This is a genomic window from Streptomyces sp. WM6386 (genome assembly GCF_000972385.1).
Taxonomy (GTDB): Bacteria; Actinomycetota; Actinomycetes; order Streptomycetales; family Streptomycetaceae; genus Streptomyces.
Map to the genome: position 1 here is coordinate 12,920 of NZ_JXTE01000047.1, position 17,696 is coordinate 30,615.

Genomic DNA, 17,696 nt, shown 5'->3' on the forward strand with positions numbered 1-17,696 from the left:
TTCCCTGTCCTACGGGGCCCCTGGGGTCCGCAATATGGACCGGTCTCCGGCATGCGTACGTGTTGTATCTATGATGTGCGCATGCCTTCAGCCCCACCCGCCCCGTCCGCCGCTCACCTCAAGCAGCCGCCCGCCGCCGACCGCGTCTACGACCACGTCAAGCAAGGCGTCCTGGAGCGTCACTACGAGGGCGGCACCCTGCTCACCGAGGGCGAGCTCGCCGAGGCCGTGGGGGTCTCGCGGACGCCGGTGCGCGAGGCGCTGCTGCGGCTCCAGGTGGAAGGGCTGATCAAGCTCTACCCGAAGAAGGGCGCGCTGGTCCTGCCCGTCTCCGCACAGGAGATCGCGGACGTGGTGGAGACCCGCCAGCTCGTCGAGGAACACGCCGCCCGCAAGGCCGTACCGGCGTCGCCGCGGCTCATCGCACGGCTCGAGGAACTCCTCGCCCAGCAGAAGGAGCAGGCCGCCGCCGGGGACCTGGCCGGCGCCGCCGTCACCGACCGCTGCTTCCACGCCGAGATCGTCCGCAGTGGGGGCAACGAGATCCTGTCCCGGCTCTACGACCAGCTCCGCGACCGGCAGCTGAGGATGGGCGTCGCCGTGATGCACGCCCACCCCGACCGCATCACCAAGACCCTCGCCGAGCACGAGCAGATCCTCGACGCGCTGCGCTCCGGCGACGCGGAGGCGGTCGTCGGTCTCATCCACGGCCACGTCGAGTGGTTCTCCCACCTGGCGCGGGGCGAGGTCCGATGAGCGCCACTCTGCCGGGTGACCCGCCGGGCGGCCGCCGCGCGATGGCCGTCTGGGGCATCGGCGTCTCCGTCTACTTCGTCGCCGTCATCTTCCGTACGTCGTTGGGGGTGGCCGGCCTCGACGCCGCCGACCGCTTTCACGTGGGCGCTTCCGCGCTGTCGACCTTCTCCATCCTCCAGCTGCTCGTGTACGCGGGCATGCAGATACCCGTCGGCCTGCTCGTCGACCGGCTCGGCACCAAGAAGGTGCTGACCATCGGGGTGGTGCTGTTCACGGCCGGACAGCTCGGCTTCGCCTTCTCCCCCTCGTACGGCATGGCCCTCGCCTCGCGCGCGCTGCTGGGCTGCGGTGACGCGATGACGTTCATCAGCGTGCTGCGGCTCGGCACCCGCTGGTTCCCGGCCCGGCGCGGGCCGATGGTCGCGCAGTTCGCGGGGCTGGTCGGCATGGCGGGCAACCTGGTCTCCACCCTCGTGCTGGCCCGGCTGCTGCACGGCATCGGCTGGACGGCGGCCTTCGCTGGCAGCGCGGTCGCGGGTGTGGTCGTGCTGGTCCTGCTGCTGCTCTTCCTCAAGGACCACCCCGAGGGACACGAGCCGGAGCCCTTCCCGCACCAGGGCGCGGCCTACGTACGACGGCAGATCGCCGCCTCCTGGCGGGAGCCGGGCACGCGGCTCGGCCTGTGGGTGCACTTCACGACCCAGTTCCCGGCGATGGTGTTCCTGCTGCTGTGGGGCATGCCGTTCCTGGTCGAGGCGCAGGGGCTGTCCCGGGCGGTCGCCGGTGAGCTGCTGACCCTCGTCGTACTGTCGAACATGGTGGTCGGGCTGGTCTACGGCCAGGTCGTCGCCCGGCACCACGAGGCGCGGCTGCCGCTGGCGCTGGGGACCGTGGGGGCGACGGGGCTGGTGTGGGCGGTGACGCTGGCGTACCCGGGTGAGCATGCGCCGATGTGGCTGCTCGTGGTGCTCTGCACGGTGCTGGGCGCGTGCGGGCCGGCCTCGATGATCGGCTTCGACTTCGCGCGTCCGGCGAACCCGCCGGAGCGTCAGGGCACCGCGTCCGGTATCACCAACATGGGCGGCTTCGTCGCCTCGATGACGACCCTGTTCGCGGTCGGGGTGCTGCTGGACGCGACCGGGGACAACTACCGGGTCGCCTTCTCCGCGGTCTTCGTGCTGCAGGCCCTGGGGATCAGCCAGATCCTGCGGCTGCGCAAGCGGGCGATCCGCCGGGAGCGGGAGCGGTTGGTGGTGAGCCGGGTGGAGACGGTGCACGTGCCGGTGTAGAGCTGGGGGCCGCCGCCCCCAGCTCCGTCAACGGTCCCGTCATCGCGGTCCCGCTACCGCGTCACCGTGAAGTTCCGCAGGATCGCCGCCGTCAGTGCCGGGTCGCCCTCCGTCTTCACCCGGTCCGGTACCGCGTCCGCCGTCACCCGGCCGCAGGCCAGGCGGACGTAGGTCTCCCAGTCGAGGGTGAGAGTGGCGGCGGGGCCGAGGGCGGGGGCCGTTTCGAGGGTGCCGCGGCCCTGGATGTCGACGCGGATCGTGCGCAGGAACTCGATCGGGCCGTGGACGTCGAGGACGATCGCCGAGCTGCGAGGGGCGTCGGCCTTCTCGGCGACTATTGCGGGCAGTTCGGCGAGCAGGACGTCACGGGCGATGTGCGCACCGGGGGAGTCCAGGTTGCCGGGACGGCCGAGGGCGGCGCGGAGGTCCTGTTCGTGCACCCAGACGTCGAAGGCGTGCTTGCGCATGGACTCTTCGAGCGTCAGTTCGCTGCTGAGAGGACCGCGCACCTTCGTACCCGGATCCCGCGACTCGTTGCGCAGCTGGCGGTTGCGGCGGATGATCACGTACTCCAGCTCGGACGTCATCTCCGGCGCAGTGTGATGACGGCGGACGTCGACCTGCATCTCCGTGTACCGCTGGTGCTCATTGGTGACGTGGTACAGGTCGCGAGGCAGCGAGTGGATGGGGCGCGGGTCTCCCAGCATCTCGGTGTCCAGACCGATGACATGGGACACGACGTCACGCACCGACCAGCCGGGGCATGGGGTACGCCGGTTCCACTCTCCCTCCACAAGCGGGGTCACCAGCTCGGATATCGCATCGATGGAGTGGGTCCAGGCGTCGGCGTAGGGCTGGAGGGTGGGATGCAGACTCACGGAACGGGACCCCTCGGCGGTCGGTGCACGGGCTGGTGATGGCGTCGTTGCCAGTGGGAGTGTGGCTGTCGGCGGGTGTCTTGAAACGCTAAGTTACGCTGCTGTGAGGCACCCCGGCAGTGCTTTCGTGTGACGATCGTAGGCCCGTGTGAACGGCTCGAATGCCAGGACGGTGGTAGTGTGCGCGCCTCGTTGATTCAGATCGCCGTAAGTGAGGGCGAATCGGTCGAATCGCGCCGACGGCGGGTGGCCTCGCTGGTGCGGGACCAGTCCGGTGCCGATCTGGTCGTGCTGCCGGAGCTGTGGACCACGGGCGCGTTCGCCTACGAGGGGTTCGGCAGCGAGGCCGAGCCGCTGGAGGGGCCGACGTACGAGGCCATGGCGAAGGCCGCGAGCGACGCGGGCGTCTGGCTGCACGCGGGCTCGATCCCGGAGCACACCCCCGACGGCACCCTCTACAACACCTCTCTCGTCTTCTCCCCCTCCGGCGACCTGATCGCCGCCTACCGCAAGATCCACCGCTTCGGCTTCGACAAGGGTGAGGCCGTGCTGATGGGCGCGGGCCGGGACCTGGTGACGGTCCGTCTGCCCGAGACCACCCTCGGCGTGGCCACCTGCTACGACCTCCGGTTCCCCGAACTCTTCCGTGGCCTCGTCGACGCCGGCGCCGAGACCCTGGTGATCCCCGCGGGCTGGCCGGAGCGCCGCCGGTCGCACTGGACGCTGCTGGCCCAGGCGCGGGCGGTCGAGAACCAGGCGTACGTGCTTGCCTGTGGAACGGCCGGGACACATGCGGGAGTTCCACAGGCCGGTCACTCGATCGTGGTGGATCCGTGGGGCGAGGTACTGGCCGAGGCCGGTGTCGGCGAGGAGGTCCTCACCGTCGAGTTCGACCCCGCGAAGGTGGCCGTGACACGGGATCAGTTCCCGGCGCTGAAGGACCGGATGCTGGGACTCGACGCACCCCGGCGCTAGGGCTTGTCCGCCGAGCAGGCCCTGGGTCTCAGTCGGACTCCCGCTCCTTCTCGGCGAGGTGGATCACGCACACCGTCACCGCGATCAGCAGCGCCGGGTCGGTGTCTTCGCGTACGACGTCGACGCCGTAGGTCTCCCGCACGTGCAGCCACCGCCGGGAGACGACGGCGAGCAGCTCACCGTCGTACTCGACCGCGAACTCCCGGTCGAGGATCTTCCCGCTGACGTCGAGTTCGGTGCTGCCGTCCGCCAGGGACACCCGGTAGTGGTTGCGCAGCAGGGACAGGCGCTTGCGCTTGATGGTGGCCAGCGGTTCGCCGCCCCGTTCGATGAGCATCGTGTCCCGCAGGGCGAACATCTTCTGCCGGATGTCGATCAGGACGCGCCCACGGGTGTCCTTCAGCTCGAAGGTGTCCCGCAGCCGCATGGCCTTGCCGTCGACGAGGAACACCTTGTTGCCCTGGTCGTCCTCGATCCAGTAGTCGTCACCGAAGCCGAGGAGCCGGTCGCGTACGAGGAATCTCATGCCGTTACGGCTTCCCCGACCGGCGCGACGGAACGCAGCCAATAGGCCGTCAGGATGGTCGACACGCCAGGGTCGGTGTGGTGTCCGAGCCGGGCGTGCACGTCATTCGGCCGCTGCCGAGCGTCCCGGAGAAGGTCTCCGCGGCCTGGGCGCGACAGCTCAGGTCCGAGGCCACGGCACGTCCGTCGCCGACGTCCCGAACCGCCTGCGGTACGCCGACGGGCTGAGCCCCGTCTCGCGCCGCACGCGCGCGCGGAGGTTCGCGGCCGTCCCCAGGCCACTGCGGGCGGCCACCACGTCCAGCCGTTCCTCGCCCCGCTCGATGAGCCGGCAGGCCAGCGTCACGCGCTCCCCCGTCAGCCAGGCCAGCGGCGTCGTGCCGAGTTGGGCCTGGAAACGGCGGTGCAGCGTGGCGGGGGAGACGGCCGCGCGGGCGGCGAGCTCCGCCACCGTCATCGGCTCCCCCAGCCGCTCCCGCGCCCACGCCAGCAACGGCGCCAGCGACTCGTCCGGCACCTCGGGCACCGGACGCTCCACGAACTGCCGCTGCCCGCCGTCGCGGTGGGCAGCGAACACCAGTCGCCGCGACACGTGGTTGGCGATCTCGGCGCCATGGTCCCGTCGTACGACATGCAGCCCCAGGTCGAGCGCGGAAGCGCTGCCGGACGCGGTGAGGATGTCCCCGTCGTCGACGAAGAGCACGTCCGGCTCCAGCAGGACACGCGGGAACCGGGACCGGAAGGCGTCGGCCCACATCCAGTGACACGCTGCCCGTCGCCCGTCCAGCAGCCCGGCCTCCGCCATGGTGAACGCGCCCGAGCAGAAGCCGACGAGGCGGGCGCCACGCGCGTGTGCCCGCTGTACGGCGCCCAGGACGTGAGGCGGGCGCGGGGTGTCGGTGTCGGGCCGGTTCGGCACGATCAGGGTGTCCGCGTCCTCGGTGGCCTCCAGCCCGGCGACGTCGGTGAGCGTGAAGAAGCCGTCCCGCATGCGGGTGCTCGGGGCGGCGGCGCACAGCTGGAAGTCGTACAACTCCCGTCCCAGTTCCGGCCGTCGCAACCCGAAGATCTCGATGGCGCAGCTCATCTCGAACGGGTTCGAGTTCTCGTCCACCAGCAGGACGACGCGGTGAGAGGATCCTTGCGACATATGCGATTTCTAGCACTCGTCCGCCGGTCCCGTCACACCCGACCATGGCGGACATGAGCGAACCCGTCTCCCTCGAGCCGATCTCCCTGGAAAAGGCCCTCGCGTCCTTCACGGACCAGTGGAGCCCTCGCATCGTCACCACCGTCAACGACAACGACGTACGCGTCGCCAAGGTCGAGGGCGAGCATGTGTGGCACGTCCACGACCACACCGACGAGTTCTTCCTGGTCCTCGACGGCGAACTCCACATCGCCCTGCGCGAACCGACCGGCGAACGCACGGTCGTCCTCCCCAGGGGCTCGGTCTTCACGGTCCCCCGCGGCACGGAACACAAGCCGTACGCCCCCGTCCCGTCGGCGATCCTCCTCCTCGAACCCACCGGCACCCTCACGGTCGGCGATCGCCACGAGGACGTACCGGGGCATGTGGATGCGACCACGGGGCACGCGCTCAACCAGGCGTGACCGAAGGGAACAGGACCGGGGTGTGCCGGTCCGTCTCGCCGGGGGCGATGCGGACCGGCCGCCCCTCGTGCCGGCCGGTGTGGAGATCAGGCGCCGTAGCCGCCCCCACGCCGGTGCTGGTCGTCCTCGACCACCGTGGTCGTGGACGGCGGTACGACCACCCGCCTGCGCCGGGCGATGCTGCTGAACGTGCTGACGCCGATCAGGCCGACGATCATGAAGATGACGCCGACCAGGTCGAGATTGACTCCCTGCATTTCCCAGTCGGTCGCGAACGTGAGGATGGCTCCCGCGGCGATGAGGATGATGCATCCGCCGAGGCCCATAGTGTCGCCTCCCTGTCCGGTGGTTCCGGTTGCAGGCGGGTACCCGGCCCTGCGGGGGCTATCCCTCGCTGTCTCTTGCTATCCCTCCAGGAACGCCACCAGCGCGTTCGCCAGCAGATGCGGGTCGTCCGCGCCGCACAGTTCGCGGGCGCTGTGCATCGACAGGATGGCGACGCCGATGTCGACGGTCTTGATGCCGTGCCGGGCCGCGGTGATGGGGCCGATCGTGGTGCCGCAGGGCATGGAGTTGTTGGAGACGAAGGACTGGAAGGGGACGCCGGCCCTCTCGCAGGCGGCGGCGAAGACCGCGCGGCCCGAACCGTCCGTGGCGTAGCGGTTGTTGACGTTGACCTTGAGGATCGGGCCGCCGTTGACCCGCGGGTGGTGCGTGGGGTCGTGGCGCTCCGCGTAGTTGGGGTGGATCGCGTGGCCCGTGTCGGAGGACAGACATACCGTGCCGGCGAAGGCTCGCGCCCGGTCCTCGTACGAGCCCCCGCGCGCGAACACCGAACGCTCCAGCACACTGCCGAGCAGCGGCCCGTCCGCGCCGGTGTCCGACTGCGAGCCGTTCTCCTCGTGGTCGAAGGCGGCGAGTACGGGGATGTGGGACAGGGCCGAGCCGGCGCAGACGGCGCTCAGCGCGGCGACCTCGGCGTGCACGGACAGCAGGTTGTCCATGCGCGGGCCGGCCACCAGCTCCTTGTCGCGGCCCAGATAGGCCGGGGGCTCCACGGAGTGCACCATCAGGTCCCAGCCGGTCACCTCGCCCGCCGGGAGCCCGTTCTCCTCCTCCAGGAAGGCGATGAGGTCGCCCTCGCGGATGTCGTCGCCGAGTCCCCAGATGGGCTGCAGATGCCGCTGCTTGTCGAGCTTGAGGCCCTCCGTCGACACCGAACGGTCCAGGTGGACGGCGAGCTGCGGAACCCTCAGCAGCGGCCGGCCGACGTTGACCAGTCGCGTCGAGCCGTCCCGCAGGGTCAGCCGGCCGGCCAGGCCCAGGTCACGGTCGAGCCAGGAGTTCAGCAGCGGTCCGCCGTAGATCTCCACGGCGACCTGGCGCCAGCCGTGCGCCCCGGCGTCCGGCAGCGGCTTGACCCGCAGGTTGGGGGAGTCGGTGTGCGAGCCGACGATCCGGAACGGCGTGTGCGGCTCGGCGCCCTCGGGGACGTACCAGGCCACCATCGCACCGCCGCGCAGCACGTACTTGCCGCCGGTCGTCCCGTCCCAGGCGTCCGTCTCCGCGACCTGCCTGAAGCCCGCCTTCTCCAGTCGCTCGGCGGCGTTCGCCACGGCGTGGTACGGCGAGGGGCTGGCAGCCAGGAAGGACATGAGGTCGTCGGTGTGACCGCGGTCGAAGCGGGAGGGTTCGCTCATGGGGTTCACCTTAACGACGTACGAAGGCCCGCTCCGGTGATGGGAGCGGGCCTTCGGGAGAGCTGTGCGGGTGTGTCCTAGAACGCGGCCTCGTCCAGCTCCATCAGGTCGAGCTCGACGCCCTGGGCGAGCTTGCGGGCGCCGGTGACGCCGGGCAGGACGTTGGCGGCGAAGAACTTCGCCGCCGCGATCTTGCCGGTGTAGAACGCCACATCCTTGGAAGACACAGCCTTGGCGGAGGCCGTCTCCAGCTTCTCGGCGGCGACCGCGGCGCCCTTGAGGAGCAGGTAGCCGACGACGACGTCGCCGGAGGCCAGCAGCAGGCGGGTGGTGTTCAGGCCCACCTTGTAGATGTTCTTGACGTCCTGCTCGGTGGCCGCGAGGTCGGTCAGCATCAGACCGACGATGGCCTCCAGCTCCACGGCCGCCTTGGCCAGGTGCTCACGGGCGCCCGCGAGGTCCTCGCCGCCCGTGCCGAGCGCCAGGAACTTCTTGATGTCCTCGGCGAGACCGTTCAGGGCCGCGCCCTGGTTGCGGACGATCTTCCGGAAGAAGAAGTCCTGGCCCTGGATGGCCGTGGTGCCCTCGTACAGGGTGTCGATCTTGGCGTCGCGGATGTACTGCTCGATCGGGTACTCCTGCAGGAAGCCGGAGCCGCCGAAGGTCTGCAGCGACTGGGCGAGCTGCTCGTAGCCCTTCTCGGAGCCGTAGCCCTTGACGATGGGCAGGAGGAGGTCGTTGAGCGCGTGCTCCGTCTTCGCCTCCTCACCCGCCGCCTCCTTCACCGCGATCGCGTCCTGGATGGAGGCGGTGTAGAGGACGAGGGCGCGCATGCCCTCCGCGTAGGCCTTCTGCGTCATGAGCGAGCGGCGTACGTCGGGGTGGTGGGTGATGGTGACCTTGGGCGCGGCCTTGTCGCCGAAGGCGGCGAGGTCGGAGCCCTGGACGCGCTCCTTGGCGTACTCCAGCGCGTTCAGGTAGCCCGTCGACAGGGTGGAGATCGCCTTCGTGCCGACCATCATGCGGGCGAACTCGATGATGCGGAACATCTGGCGGATGCCGTCGTGCTTGTCGCCGATCAGCCAGCCCTTGGCGGGGTGCTGGTCGCCGAAGGTCATCTCGCAGGTGTTGGAGGCCTTCAGGCCCATCTTGTGCTCGACGTTGGTGGCGTAGGCGCCGTTGCGCTCGCCCAGCTCGCCGGTCTCGAAGTCGAAGAGGTACTTCGGGACCATGAAGAGGGACAGGCCCTTGGTGCCGGGGCCGTGGCCCTCGGGGCGGGCGAGGACGTAGTGGAGGATGTTCTCCTCCATGTCGTGCTCACCGGACGTGATGAAGCGCTTGACGCCCTCGATGTGCCAGGAGCCGTCATCCTGCTGGATCGCCTTGGTGCGGCCGGCGCCGACGTCCGAACCCGCGTCGGGCTCGGTCAGCACCATGGTCGAACCCCAGGTCCGCTCCACCGCGATCTGGGCGATCTTCTTCTGTACGTCATTGCCCTCGTCGTAGAGGATCCCGGCGAACGCCGGACCGGAGGAGTACATCCACACGGCCGGGTTGGCGCCCAGGATCAGCTCCGCGTACGACCAGATCAGGGACGGCGGGGCGGTGGTGCCGCCGATGGCCTCCGGGACGCCCAGACGCCAGTACTCGGAGTCCATGAAGGCCTTGTAGCTCTTCTTGAAGGACGCCGGGACCGGCGCGGTGTTGGTCTCCGGGTCGAAGACCGGCGGGTTGCGGTCGGCGTCGGCGAAGGACTCCGCCAGGTCGTTCTCGGCGAGACGGGTCATCTCGTCGAGGATGCTCTTCGCGGTCTCGACGTCCATCTCCTCGAAGGGACCCGTGCCGTACAGCTTGTCGCGGCCGAGTACTTCGAAGAGGTTGAACTCGATGTCGCGGAGATTCGACTTGTAGTGCCCCATGGCGACGGCTCCCGTAGAGAAGAGACGGGCGAGGCACTGGATCCTCGCGCTAGTTCACGTACCAACAAGTAGCTTCGATACGATGATGCTACCCGCCAGTAATAAAGCGCAACCCTGATCCGGCCATCTGTGACGGTTCACACCGCAACGGTGAGCGTGGCGGCGTACCCCTCGGCCGCGCTGCCCTTCACCGTCGCCAGCTGCTGGTCATGGCCGTCGCGGAAGATGCTGTCCGTCTCCAGGGAGAGCTCGGCGAGGTTCGGCACGCTCTCCTCGTAGCCCTCCGTCGCGTACACCGTGTCGCAGACGTCCTCGGGGAGGGCGAGCTGCGAGGTGTTCGTGATCGACGTGGCCGCCGTGGCGTCCTCCAGGCTGCCGTAGACCTCGAAGTGGATGTGCGGCCAGCGGTTCGGGTAGCAGCCGGGAAAGACGCTGGTGAAGGTGACCTGACCGGCGGCGTCGGTCTCCTGCACACCCCGCAGGTAGTTCTCGTCGGCGATGCCCTCGGAATACAGGGAGTAGTCGCCCGCACGGTCGCAGTGCCAGATGTATACGGCCGCACCCTGTTTCGGCGTCCCGCAGCCCGAGGCCGCGTCCACGACCGTCAGCGTGACGGACAGGGGCACGCCCTCGGCGGTGCCGCCCGCGGAGTCGCCGAAGCTCCTGGTGATGTCGCCGCGCACGACACCGCTCTCCTTCAGGACGTTCACTCCGTTCGAACCGTCGCCCGGGAAGGGCCCGGCGGTCTCGTCGGGAATCGTCGCGCACTCGGCGGAACTTCCGGCGGACGACGAGGCGCCGCCCGGGGAAGCCGTCGAGGAAGAGGGGGAGGAGGCGGCCTTCTCGTCCTCCGACGTGCAGCCCACCAGCGGAATCAGGCTCGCCCCCGCCATCAGCCGGATCATCCGGCGGCGGGCGAGGACGGGAAGGTCGTAGGAAAGTCCCCTGTCGTGCTCGTGGACCTCGTCGACCCCGTCGCCGTGGTGTCCGTGCATGGCTGTCCCCTTGCCCGTGCGGTGCCGTTTCTCCGTGCTTTACCTGACATGACAGACGTTATGGGCGGTCGGCGGCGAGAACACCACACCAGGGCTGTCAAGTCACTGTCGATCCCCCGCCGCTCCACCGACCCACCCCGTAGCGGCCCGCCCCCCGGCCGCTCTCGGTACTCTTGCGCCCATGTACGGCTACGACCAGAGCGCGGGTACGCAGCAGCAGTACGCCGCCCCACAGCAGCAGATGCCGGGCGGGTACGGCCAGCAGCCGCCGCTGTATCCCGAGCCGTCCCCGCCGTCCCTCGCGGACGCGGTGCGGGCCTTCACGACGGGCCAGCTGGCGGCGGAGGACTTCCAGCAGGTCTTCGCCACGTCGAAGGTGTACTGCCCGCGCGGTGACAACCCCGGATTCCTCGCCCTGCACAACACCCAGCAGCCGGTGATCCCGATGTTCACCTCGCTGAAGGAACTGCGCCGGTACGCGGGCAAGGAGTCCAAGTACTTCGTGATCACCGGGGCGGAGGTGATCGACCTGCTGCCCACCGGCTACGGCTTCGTCCTCGACATGGAGGGCGAACACCGGATGGTCTTCGACGCGAAGGCCGTGGAGCAGATGGTCGAGTTCGCGATGCGGCGGATGTATGGCTGAGTGCCGCATCCACCACCGCTCCGACTGAACCGCTCCTTCCGGTCGCCGGGCTCGCCTACTGTGCCCGCGTGACCGAGATCGACACATCGCCGCTGGTCCTGCACGGCCGGCGGCGTTCTGTTGCCCGCCTCCGGGCCGGCGTCGTGTTGCTGGAGACCGGCGGAGTGCGCCACCGGATCCCCGTCGCCGCGATCGCCCGCGTCGACGTGACCGGCCCCGGAGGCCGGGTGCTGACGGTCGTCGTCGCCACGACACCCACCGATTCCGTGACCTACTCCCTCACCTCCCGCAGCGCACCTGCCGTACGGGCGTTCGCAGAAGCGGTACGCCGGGCGCTGCCCGTGCGCGACGCCGACGAACCGCGTCCGGAGGTGTCGGCGGAGCCGGTCGAGCGGCGCGGCCCGTACCTGGGATACGCGATCCTCGGCGCGTTGGTCCTCACGTATGTGCTGGTCGCGGTGGTGCTGGTGAACCGCGGTGCGGGGGAGCAGGCCGTCGTCTACTGGCTGGTCGGTCCGGTGCTGACGGGTGCCGGGGGCACCGCCCTGGCGGGCGGCGTGCGCACGGTGCGGGAGGCTGTCGTGCTGCGCCGCCGGGGGATCACGGTGGAGGGGCGGCGCGAGCGGTCGTACGAGGTCGGGACCGGCGAGGACACCGTCATGCATCACACGTACGCGTACGTCGACGCCCTGGGGAAGGCGCGTACGCGCAGCGGTCCGCAGGGCGGGGCGGACGAGGTCGACATCCTGTACGACCCCGAGGATCCGGAGGGCACCACCAAGGTCGGGCACGGTACCGCCGGGCACCTCGCCCTCGGCCTGTTCCGCCTGGTCCTCGGGGTGTCCACGGTGTCGGCGGGCCTGTGGGCGATGGGCGTCGGGACGGTGGCCCTGTTGCGTTGACGGCGGCGGGAATGCGCCCGCGGACCTCATGGTTAGGGGTGGCAGGAAGTTCAATGCTCAACTAAACTGGACGCACCAAGGAGGTACCGACATGCCCGCAGTGACCGTGGAGAACCCGCTGACGCTCCCCCGCGTGGCCGCCCCGGCCGACGCCGTGGCCCGTCCCGTGCTCGGCGTCACGACCGCGCCGAGCGGTTTCGAGGGTGAGGGATTTCCGGTGCGGCGTGCGTTCGCCGGGATTCATTACCGGCATCTGGATCCGTTCATCATGATGGATCAGATGGGCGAGGTTGATTACGGGGCAAATGAGCCAAAAGGGACGCCCTGGCATCCGCACCGTGGCTTCGAGACCGTCACGTACATCATTGACGGCACCTTCATTCACCAGGACTCCAACGGTGGTGGCGGCACCATCACGAACGGGGACACGCAGTGGATGACAGCGGGCTCCGGCCTTCTGCACATCGAGACCCCGCCCGAGTCGCTGGTGAAGTCGGGTGGGCTGTTCCACGGCCTCCAGCTGTGGGTGAACCTGCCCGCCAAGGACAAGATGAAGGACCCGCGCTACCAGGACATCCGTGGCGGCCAGGTCCAGCTTCTGACCTCGCCGGACGGTGGCGCGCTGTTGCGGGTGATTGCCGGTGAATTGGACGGTCACCAGGGGCCTGGTGCCACGCACACACCGATCACGATGATCCACGCGACCGTGGCTCCCGGCGCCGAGATCACGCTCCCGTGGCGTGAGGACTTCAACGGGCTTGCGTACGTCCTGGCCGGCCGTGGTTCGGTGGGCGCCGAGCGGCGCCCGGTGCACCTGGGACAGACTGCAGTGTTCGGTGCGGGCTCCTCGCTGACCGTGCGAGCGGACGAGAAGCAGGACTCGAACGCGCCGGAACTCGAGGTCGTACTGCTCGGCGGCCAGCCGATCCGTGAGCCCATGGCCCACTACGGCCCGTTCGTCATGAACACCCGTGAGGAACTCCAGCAGGCGTTCGACGATTTCCAGAAGGGGCGGCTGGGGACGGTGCCGGCTGTGCACGGGATGTCGGAGGGTGGCCTGTAAAGCGGGCTGCGACTCGGTAGGTTGTGGGAAGGCCCGAAGCCGCAAGTTCGAGGTGCGGCTTCGGGCCTGTCCTACGTGGGCGCTACCGGACTACGGCAGTACGTAGAACGGCGCGCCGTTCGGTGCGCGGCCCACCTGCCGCACACATTCCTGCTCGGACAGCAACTCCAGGCTGTCGTGGACGCGGTCGGACGACAACCCGGTACAGACGGAGATCTCCTCCACGCTGTAACCGGCGCCGCCGTGCAGCAGCGCAGGAGCCAGGTGGGCAGCCACCGCGTGGACGTCCTCGGTGACGACCAGGTTCCGGGACTTCCAGTTGGCCAGGAGCTGCTGAGGCGTCAACTCCGGGGCCTGGACCGGGCGGGCGCGATCGCCGGAACGCCGGAGGGTCTGGGCGAGGTCCCGGAGGGACTCGATGATCACGTTCTGCTTGTTGTCGATCCGCTGTAGCGCTTCGTCCGTCCTGCAGGCGCGCTCTTCGAGCCGGACAAGGGCGTCGGCGAGCTGTTGGGGCACGGCGTATGCGGTGCAGTCGGTGGTGGCGGGCTGCACGGGGGCCGGTTCCAGGGAGTAGGAGCCGTCGCGCTGGATGGTGGCGATGACTTCGGAGACCCAGGCCTTGAAGGGCTGGGACTCCGGCTTCGTGCAGCCGTTGACCAAGCGGATCAGGCCCTGGAGATTCACGAGATTCATGTCTCGGCGCCACTCTCGACCTGCGGGAATGTCGAGAGCGTGCCTCTGAAGCACACTCTCGGCGCTGGAGAAGTTGGCTGTGTCGGCGACGTTCCGCAGTGTCGATCCGATGTGTTTGTAGCCCAGGTGCCTGCATACGTCGACGGCCGGGAACCAGTACGTCCCGTCCGGCAGGGTCAGCCTTCGGACCCGTGCGCCTGTCGCGGCGAACACGAAGTCACTGATCTCGATCGCGTCCTTGCGCGTGTTGTTCTGCTCGTTCATCGAGCATCACCTCCGTGTCGGAACCTAAGGACGCAGGGGCGCAACTCGCGTCCATAGCAAGGATGTTCATCCGAAAGGTGGACAGACGTACCGATTCTGCCGGCCGCGTCAGTCCTTCACCTGACCGGCCGACCGCGCAGGACAAGGGCGGGGGCGCGTGGTGCGCTGGGGGTGTGCAACTGCTTCCCGAGCCCGTACGGCGGCTGGCCGCCTGGTGTGTTGTCGTGCTGCTTGTCGCCGGGGTTGTGTACGTCGGGATTCGGTTGTGTGTGGAGTTCCGGACCGCTGTTGTGCCTGTGCTGCTCGCGCTGTTGGGGACTGCGCTGCTCGGGCCCCTGCACCGGTGGCTCGTCAAGGGCAGGGTCAATCGGTCGGTGGGTGCCGGGCTCACATGTGTCGCCGTCGTGGGTGTCGTCGGCGGGGCCGTCTATGTCGTCGTCGCCGCGCTCATCGACACCGGGGATGAGATCGTCGCCTCGCTCAAGCAGGCGGCTCAGGATCTCGCCGAGCACTTCGGGGCCGCGGGGACCTCGCTGGACGACCTTGCCTCCAACGCGAAGGAACTGCTCGCCAAGTTCGGGGGGACCGCAGCCTCCGGGGTGATCAGCGGGGTCAGTGTCGTCGGCGAGACGATTGCCATGGCTGTGCTCGCGCTGCTGCTCGTCTTCTTCTTTCTCCGGGACTCGCATCGGGCCGTCGGCGTGCTGCGCTCCCTTGTTCCCCGTTCCTCCGGTGACCTCGTCGAGGCCATGGCCCGGCGGGCGTACGAAGGGGTCGAGGGGTTCATGCGGGGGACGACGCTCATCGCTCTCATCGACGCCCTCTGCATCACCGTCGGGCTGCTGATCCTCGATGTGCCGGGGGCCGTCGGGCTCGGGGCGCTGGTGTTCGTGGGGGCGTACATCCCTTACCTGGGCGCCTTCATCTCCGGGGCCGTCGCCGTTCTTGTCGCGCTCGCCGACCGGGGGTTCGTCATCGCGCTGTGGGTGCTCGGGGTCGTACTGGCCGTGCAGGTGCTCGAAGGGCATGTGCTGCAGCCGATGATCCAGAGCCGGACCGTGCAGATGCATCCGGCGGTCGTCATGCTCGCCATCACGGCCGGGGCCTCCGTCGCCGGGATTCTCGGCATGCTGCTCGCCGTGCCGCTCACCGCCGCCGCCTTCGGGGTCGCGCATGAGCTGCGGGAGCGTTACTCAGACGCGTCCGCGGCCGTGGACTCGTAGAGCTCGAACCAGATGCTCTTGCCCTCGCCCTGTGGGTCCACGCCCCAGGTGTCGGCCAGTAGTTCGATGAGGACGAGGCCGCGGCCGGAGGAGGCCAGTTCGCCGGGGCGGCGGACGTGGGGGAGGTCGTCGCTGGTGTCCGTCACCTTCACGTGCATACGGCGGGAGCCCTGTTCGCCGCGTACCTCCGCCAGGAGCAGCGCGTCCGCGTCGGTGTGGACCAGGACGTTCGTCAGCATCTCGGACAGCAGCAGCACCGCCGAGTCCACCTGGTCCTGCGACGGCCAGTCGTGGAGGAGCTCCTTCAGGTGCTGGCGGGCCACCGCCACGCGTTCCGGTTCCGCCTGGGCCACCGACAGCATCGTGCGGCGGATCCGCGGGGTCGTCACGACGGTGTCGCCGCAGCCGCAGCCCTCTCCCTCGCGGCACAGCAGCAACACCGCTATGTCGTCCTCGCGGCGGTCCGCCAGGGGGCCCGTCGTGTGGTGGGAGGAGGGGCCGTGCACTGCCTGGACCAGGGCGTCCGCCAGTTCCTCCAGGTCGCCCTTGTGTTCCTCCAGGATCGTGCGGACCCGCTGCCAGCCGGTCTCCAGGTCGTGGCCACCCGTCTCGATCAGGCCGTCGGTGCAGACCATCATCGTCTCGCCGGGCTCGAGGGTGAGGCGGGTCGTGGGGTAGTCGGCGTCGGGGTCGATGCCGAGGGGGAGGCCGCCGTCCGTGCGGCGGACCAGGACCGTGCCGTCCGCCATGCGGATCGCGGGGTCGGGGTGGCCGGCGCGGGCGATGTCGAGGCGGCCGGTGGCGGGGTCGACCTCGACGTAGAGGCAGGTCGCGAAGCGCTGGTCGGCGGGGTCGTCGGAGTCGTACGTCATGCCGTGCAGGAAGCGGGAGGCGCGGGACAGGACCGCGTCGGGGCGGTGGCCCTCCGAGGCGTAGGCCCGCAGGGCTATGCGCAACTGGCCCATCAGGCCTGCCGCGTGGACGTCGTGGCCCTGTACGTCGCCTATGACCAGGGCGAAGCGTCCGCCCCCGGGCAGCGGGATCATGTCGTACCAGTCGCCGCCCACCTGGAGGCCGCCGCCGGTGGGGACGTAGCGGGCCGCCACGCTCATGCCCGGTATCTCGGGGCCCAGCTTGGGGAGCATGGAGCGTTGGAGGCCGTCGGTGAGCTCTCTGGCGGATTCCGCCGCCTCCGCGCGGGACAGTGCCTGGGCGAGCATCCGGGCGACCGTCGTGAGCACGGATCTCTCGTCCGGGGTGAAGGCGACCGGGTAGGCGAAGGCCGCCATCCAGGCGCCCATCGTGCGGCCCGCGACCGTGAGGGGGAGAAAGGCCCAGGACTGGCGGCCGAAGTTGGCCGCGAGGGGCCAGGTGACCGGGTAGCGGCTCCGGTACTGCTCGGGGGTGGAGAGGTACACCGCGCGGCCGGTGCGGACCACCTCGGCGGCGGGGTAGTCCGTCTCCAGGGCCATGTGGGAGAAGGGGCCCTCGTCGCCGGGCTGCTGGCCGTGGTGGCCGATGATCTTCAGGCGGTCGCCCTCGACGCCGAAGACCGCGAGGCCGTCCGGGGAGAAGCCCGGCATCGACAGGCCCGCGGCGACCCGGAGAACCTCCTCGGTGGACCGAGCCTCGGCCAGGGCGCGGCCCGCGTCCAGCAGGAACGCCTCCCTGGAGCGCCGCCAGTCGCCGGTGATCGCGCTGCGGCCGGCCGGGGTGCCGGGCGAGGGCTCAGTGACCTCTTGCAGGGTGCCGATCAGGACGAAGGCGCGGCGCTCGGCGTCGTAGGAGGGATTCGAGCGGCTGCGGACGACCCGTACGACCCGGTTCTGCTCGTCCATGATCCGGATGCGGACCTCGGCGAGGGTGCCCTCGGCGACGGCGAGCTGGATGACGCCGGTGATCTCGTTCCAGTCGACGGCGTGCATACGCGCGCGTGCCTGGACCTCCGTGAGGGTGGTCGGCTCGGCGGGCAGCCCGAGCAGCCGTGCGGCCTCGGCGTCCACGGTGACCTGGCCCGTTGCGGTGTCCCAGTGCCACAGGCCGGTCGCGAGGGCGGCGAGGACGTCCCCCACGGCGGGCAGGGGCTCACCAGTGCGCATTGCCCCACTGTAGGGAGAGGTGATCGGAGGCTGCCACCGATGGCGGGGCCCGCGTCCCGCGATTAATGGTGGGGAGCCGATCGTGGGGCGGCCGGTACCCTTGGGAGGTCCGGGCACCATGGCCCGTTCCTTGTCGGGGAGTGACCCTCGGC

General features: G+C 69.7%; 17 protein-coding genes. 8 read left to right on the forward strand and 9 right to left on the reverse strand.

The genetic code is table 11. From position 1 onward, the window contains the following. The first annotated feature begins 81 nt into the window (after positions 1-81). Together TN53_RS26140 and TN53_RS26145 are read left to right on the forward strand one after the other, a co-directional pair. Positions 82-756, forward strand: a complete 675-nt coding sequence (locus TN53_RS26140) for a GntR family transcriptional regulator (protein WP_046261104.1) — start codon at positions 82-84, stop codon at positions 754-756. Further along, positions 753-2,045: an MFS transporter gene (locus TN53_RS26145; protein ID WP_046261105.1), complete on the forward strand. Its 1,293-nt coding sequence runs from the start codon at positions 753-755 to the stop codon at positions 2,043-2,045. Before TN53_RS26140 ends, TN53_RS26145 begins: the two co-directional genes overlap by 4 nt. Before the next feature lie 53 nt (positions 2,046-2,098). Here TN53_RS26145 and TN53_RS26150 read toward each other — a convergent pair whose 3' ends face one another. Beyond that, on the reverse strand, positions 2,099-2,923 hold the full coding sequence (locus TN53_RS26150) for a maleylpyruvate isomerase family mycothiol-dependent enzyme (protein ID WP_046261106.1): 825 nt from the start codon (positions 2,921-2,923) through the stop codon (positions 2,099-2,101). 180 nt (positions 2,924-3,103) lie between these two features. Here TN53_RS26150 and TN53_RS26155 point away from each other — a divergent pair, with 180 nt between their 5' ends. Then, entirely contained in the window at positions 3,104-3,898 is a 795-nt protein-coding gene (locus tag TN53_RS26155; protein ID WP_046261107.1) for a carbon-nitrogen family hydrolase, read from the forward strand. 28 nt (positions 3,899-3,926) lie between these two features. Here the strand turns inward: TN53_RS26155 and TN53_RS26160 are convergent, their stop codons facing one another. Beyond that, complete coding sequence (locus TN53_RS26160; protein WP_046261108.1) at positions 3,927-4,424, reverse strand: LURP-one-related/scramblase family protein; 498 nt, start codon at positions 4,422-4,424, stop codon at positions 3,927-3,929. A 159-nt stretch (positions 4,425-4,583) separates the two neighbouring features. Beyond that, positions 4,584-5,573 (reverse strand): helix-turn-helix domain-containing protein, encoded by a 990-nt coding sequence (locus TN53_RS26165; RefSeq protein WP_095046734.1) that lies wholly within the window; start codon positions 5,571-5,573, stop codon positions 4,584-4,586. Between the two features lie 53 nt (positions 5,574-5,626). Here TN53_RS26165 and TN53_RS26170 point away from each other — a divergent pair, with 53 nt between their 5' ends. After that, positions 5,627-6,037, forward strand: a complete 411-nt coding sequence (locus TN53_RS26170) for a cupin domain-containing protein (protein WP_046261109.1) — start codon at positions 5,627-5,629, stop codon at positions 6,035-6,037. A gap of 86 nt (positions 6,038-6,123) precedes the next feature. Here TN53_RS26170 and TN53_RS26175 read toward each other — a convergent pair whose 3' ends face one another. The 4 genes from TN53_RS26175 to TN53_RS26190 all read right to left on the reverse strand — a co-directional run bounded on the left by TN53_RS26175 (position 6,124) and on the right by TN53_RS26190 (position 10,651). Continuing rightward, a complete protein-coding gene (locus tag TN53_RS26175) occupies positions 6,124-6,363 on the reverse strand; it encodes a DUF6458 family protein (protein ID WP_046261110.1) in 240 nt (79 codons plus the stop codon). A gap of 78 nt (positions 6,364-6,441) precedes the next feature. Further along, positions 6,442-7,737, reverse strand: a complete 1,296-nt coding sequence (locus TN53_RS26180; protein WP_046261111.1) for a M18 family aminopeptidase — start codon at positions 7,735-7,737, stop codon at positions 6,442-6,444. 77 nt (positions 7,738-7,814) lie between these two features. After that, positions 7,815-9,656, reverse strand: a complete 1,842-nt coding sequence (locus TN53_RS26185; RefSeq protein WP_046261112.1) for an acyl-CoA dehydrogenase — start codon at positions 9,654-9,656, stop codon at positions 7,815-7,817. A gap of 137 nt (positions 9,657-9,793) precedes the next feature. Then, the gene (locus TN53_RS26190; RefSeq protein WP_046261113.1) at positions 9,794-10,651 is read right to left on the reverse strand and encodes an intradiol ring-cleavage dioxygenase; all 858 of its coding nucleotides are present in this window, start codon (positions 10,649-10,651) and stop codon (positions 9,794-9,796) included. Positions 10,652-10,832: 181 nt separating this feature from the next. On the opposite strand from TN53_RS26190, the gene TN53_RS26195 reads away from it, so the two are divergent. From TN53_RS26195 to TN53_RS26205, 3 genes are all read left to right on the forward strand, one after another. Beyond that, the gene (locus TN53_RS26195; RefSeq protein ID WP_046261114.1) at positions 10,833-11,297 is read left to right on the forward strand and encodes an SseB family protein; all 465 of its coding nucleotides are present in this window, start codon (positions 10,833-10,835) and stop codon (positions 11,295-11,297) included. A 68-nt stretch (positions 11,298-11,365) separates the two neighbouring features. Then, a complete protein-coding gene (locus TN53_RS26200; protein WP_046261115.1) occupies positions 11,366-12,199 on the forward strand; it encodes a hypothetical protein in 834 nt (277 codons plus the stop codon). A 91-nt stretch (positions 12,200-12,290) separates the two neighbouring features. Further along, complete coding sequence (locus TN53_RS26205) at positions 12,291-13,262, forward strand: pirin family protein (RefSeq protein ID WP_046261116.1); 972 nt, start codon at positions 12,291-12,293, stop codon at positions 13,260-13,262. Positions 13,263-13,352: 90 nt separating this feature from the next. On the opposite strand, the gene TN53_RS26210 is transcribed toward TN53_RS26205, so the two are convergent. Next, complete coding sequence (locus TN53_RS26210; protein ID WP_046261117.1) at positions 13,353-14,222, reverse strand: Bro-N domain-containing protein; 870 nt, start codon at positions 14,220-14,222, stop codon at positions 13,353-13,355. Positions 14,223-14,395: 173 nt separating this feature from the next. Between TN53_RS26210 and TN53_RS26215 the strand changes: the two genes are divergently transcribed. Beyond that, positions 14,396-15,445 (forward strand): AI-2E family transporter, encoded by a 1,050-nt coding sequence (locus TN53_RS26215; protein WP_046261118.1) that lies wholly within the window; start codon positions 14,396-14,398, stop codon positions 15,443-15,445. Here TN53_RS26215 and TN53_RS26220 read toward each other — a convergent pair. Beyond that, the gene (locus TN53_RS26220; RefSeq protein ID WP_046261119.1) at positions 15,412-17,544 is read right to left on the reverse strand and encodes an ATP-binding SpoIIE family protein phosphatase; all 2,133 of its coding nucleotides are present in this window, start codon (positions 17,542-17,544) and stop codon (positions 15,412-15,414) included. The genes TN53_RS26215 and TN53_RS26220 overlap by 34 nt on opposite strands. Between the last annotated feature and the right edge of the window lie 152 nt (positions 17,545-17,696).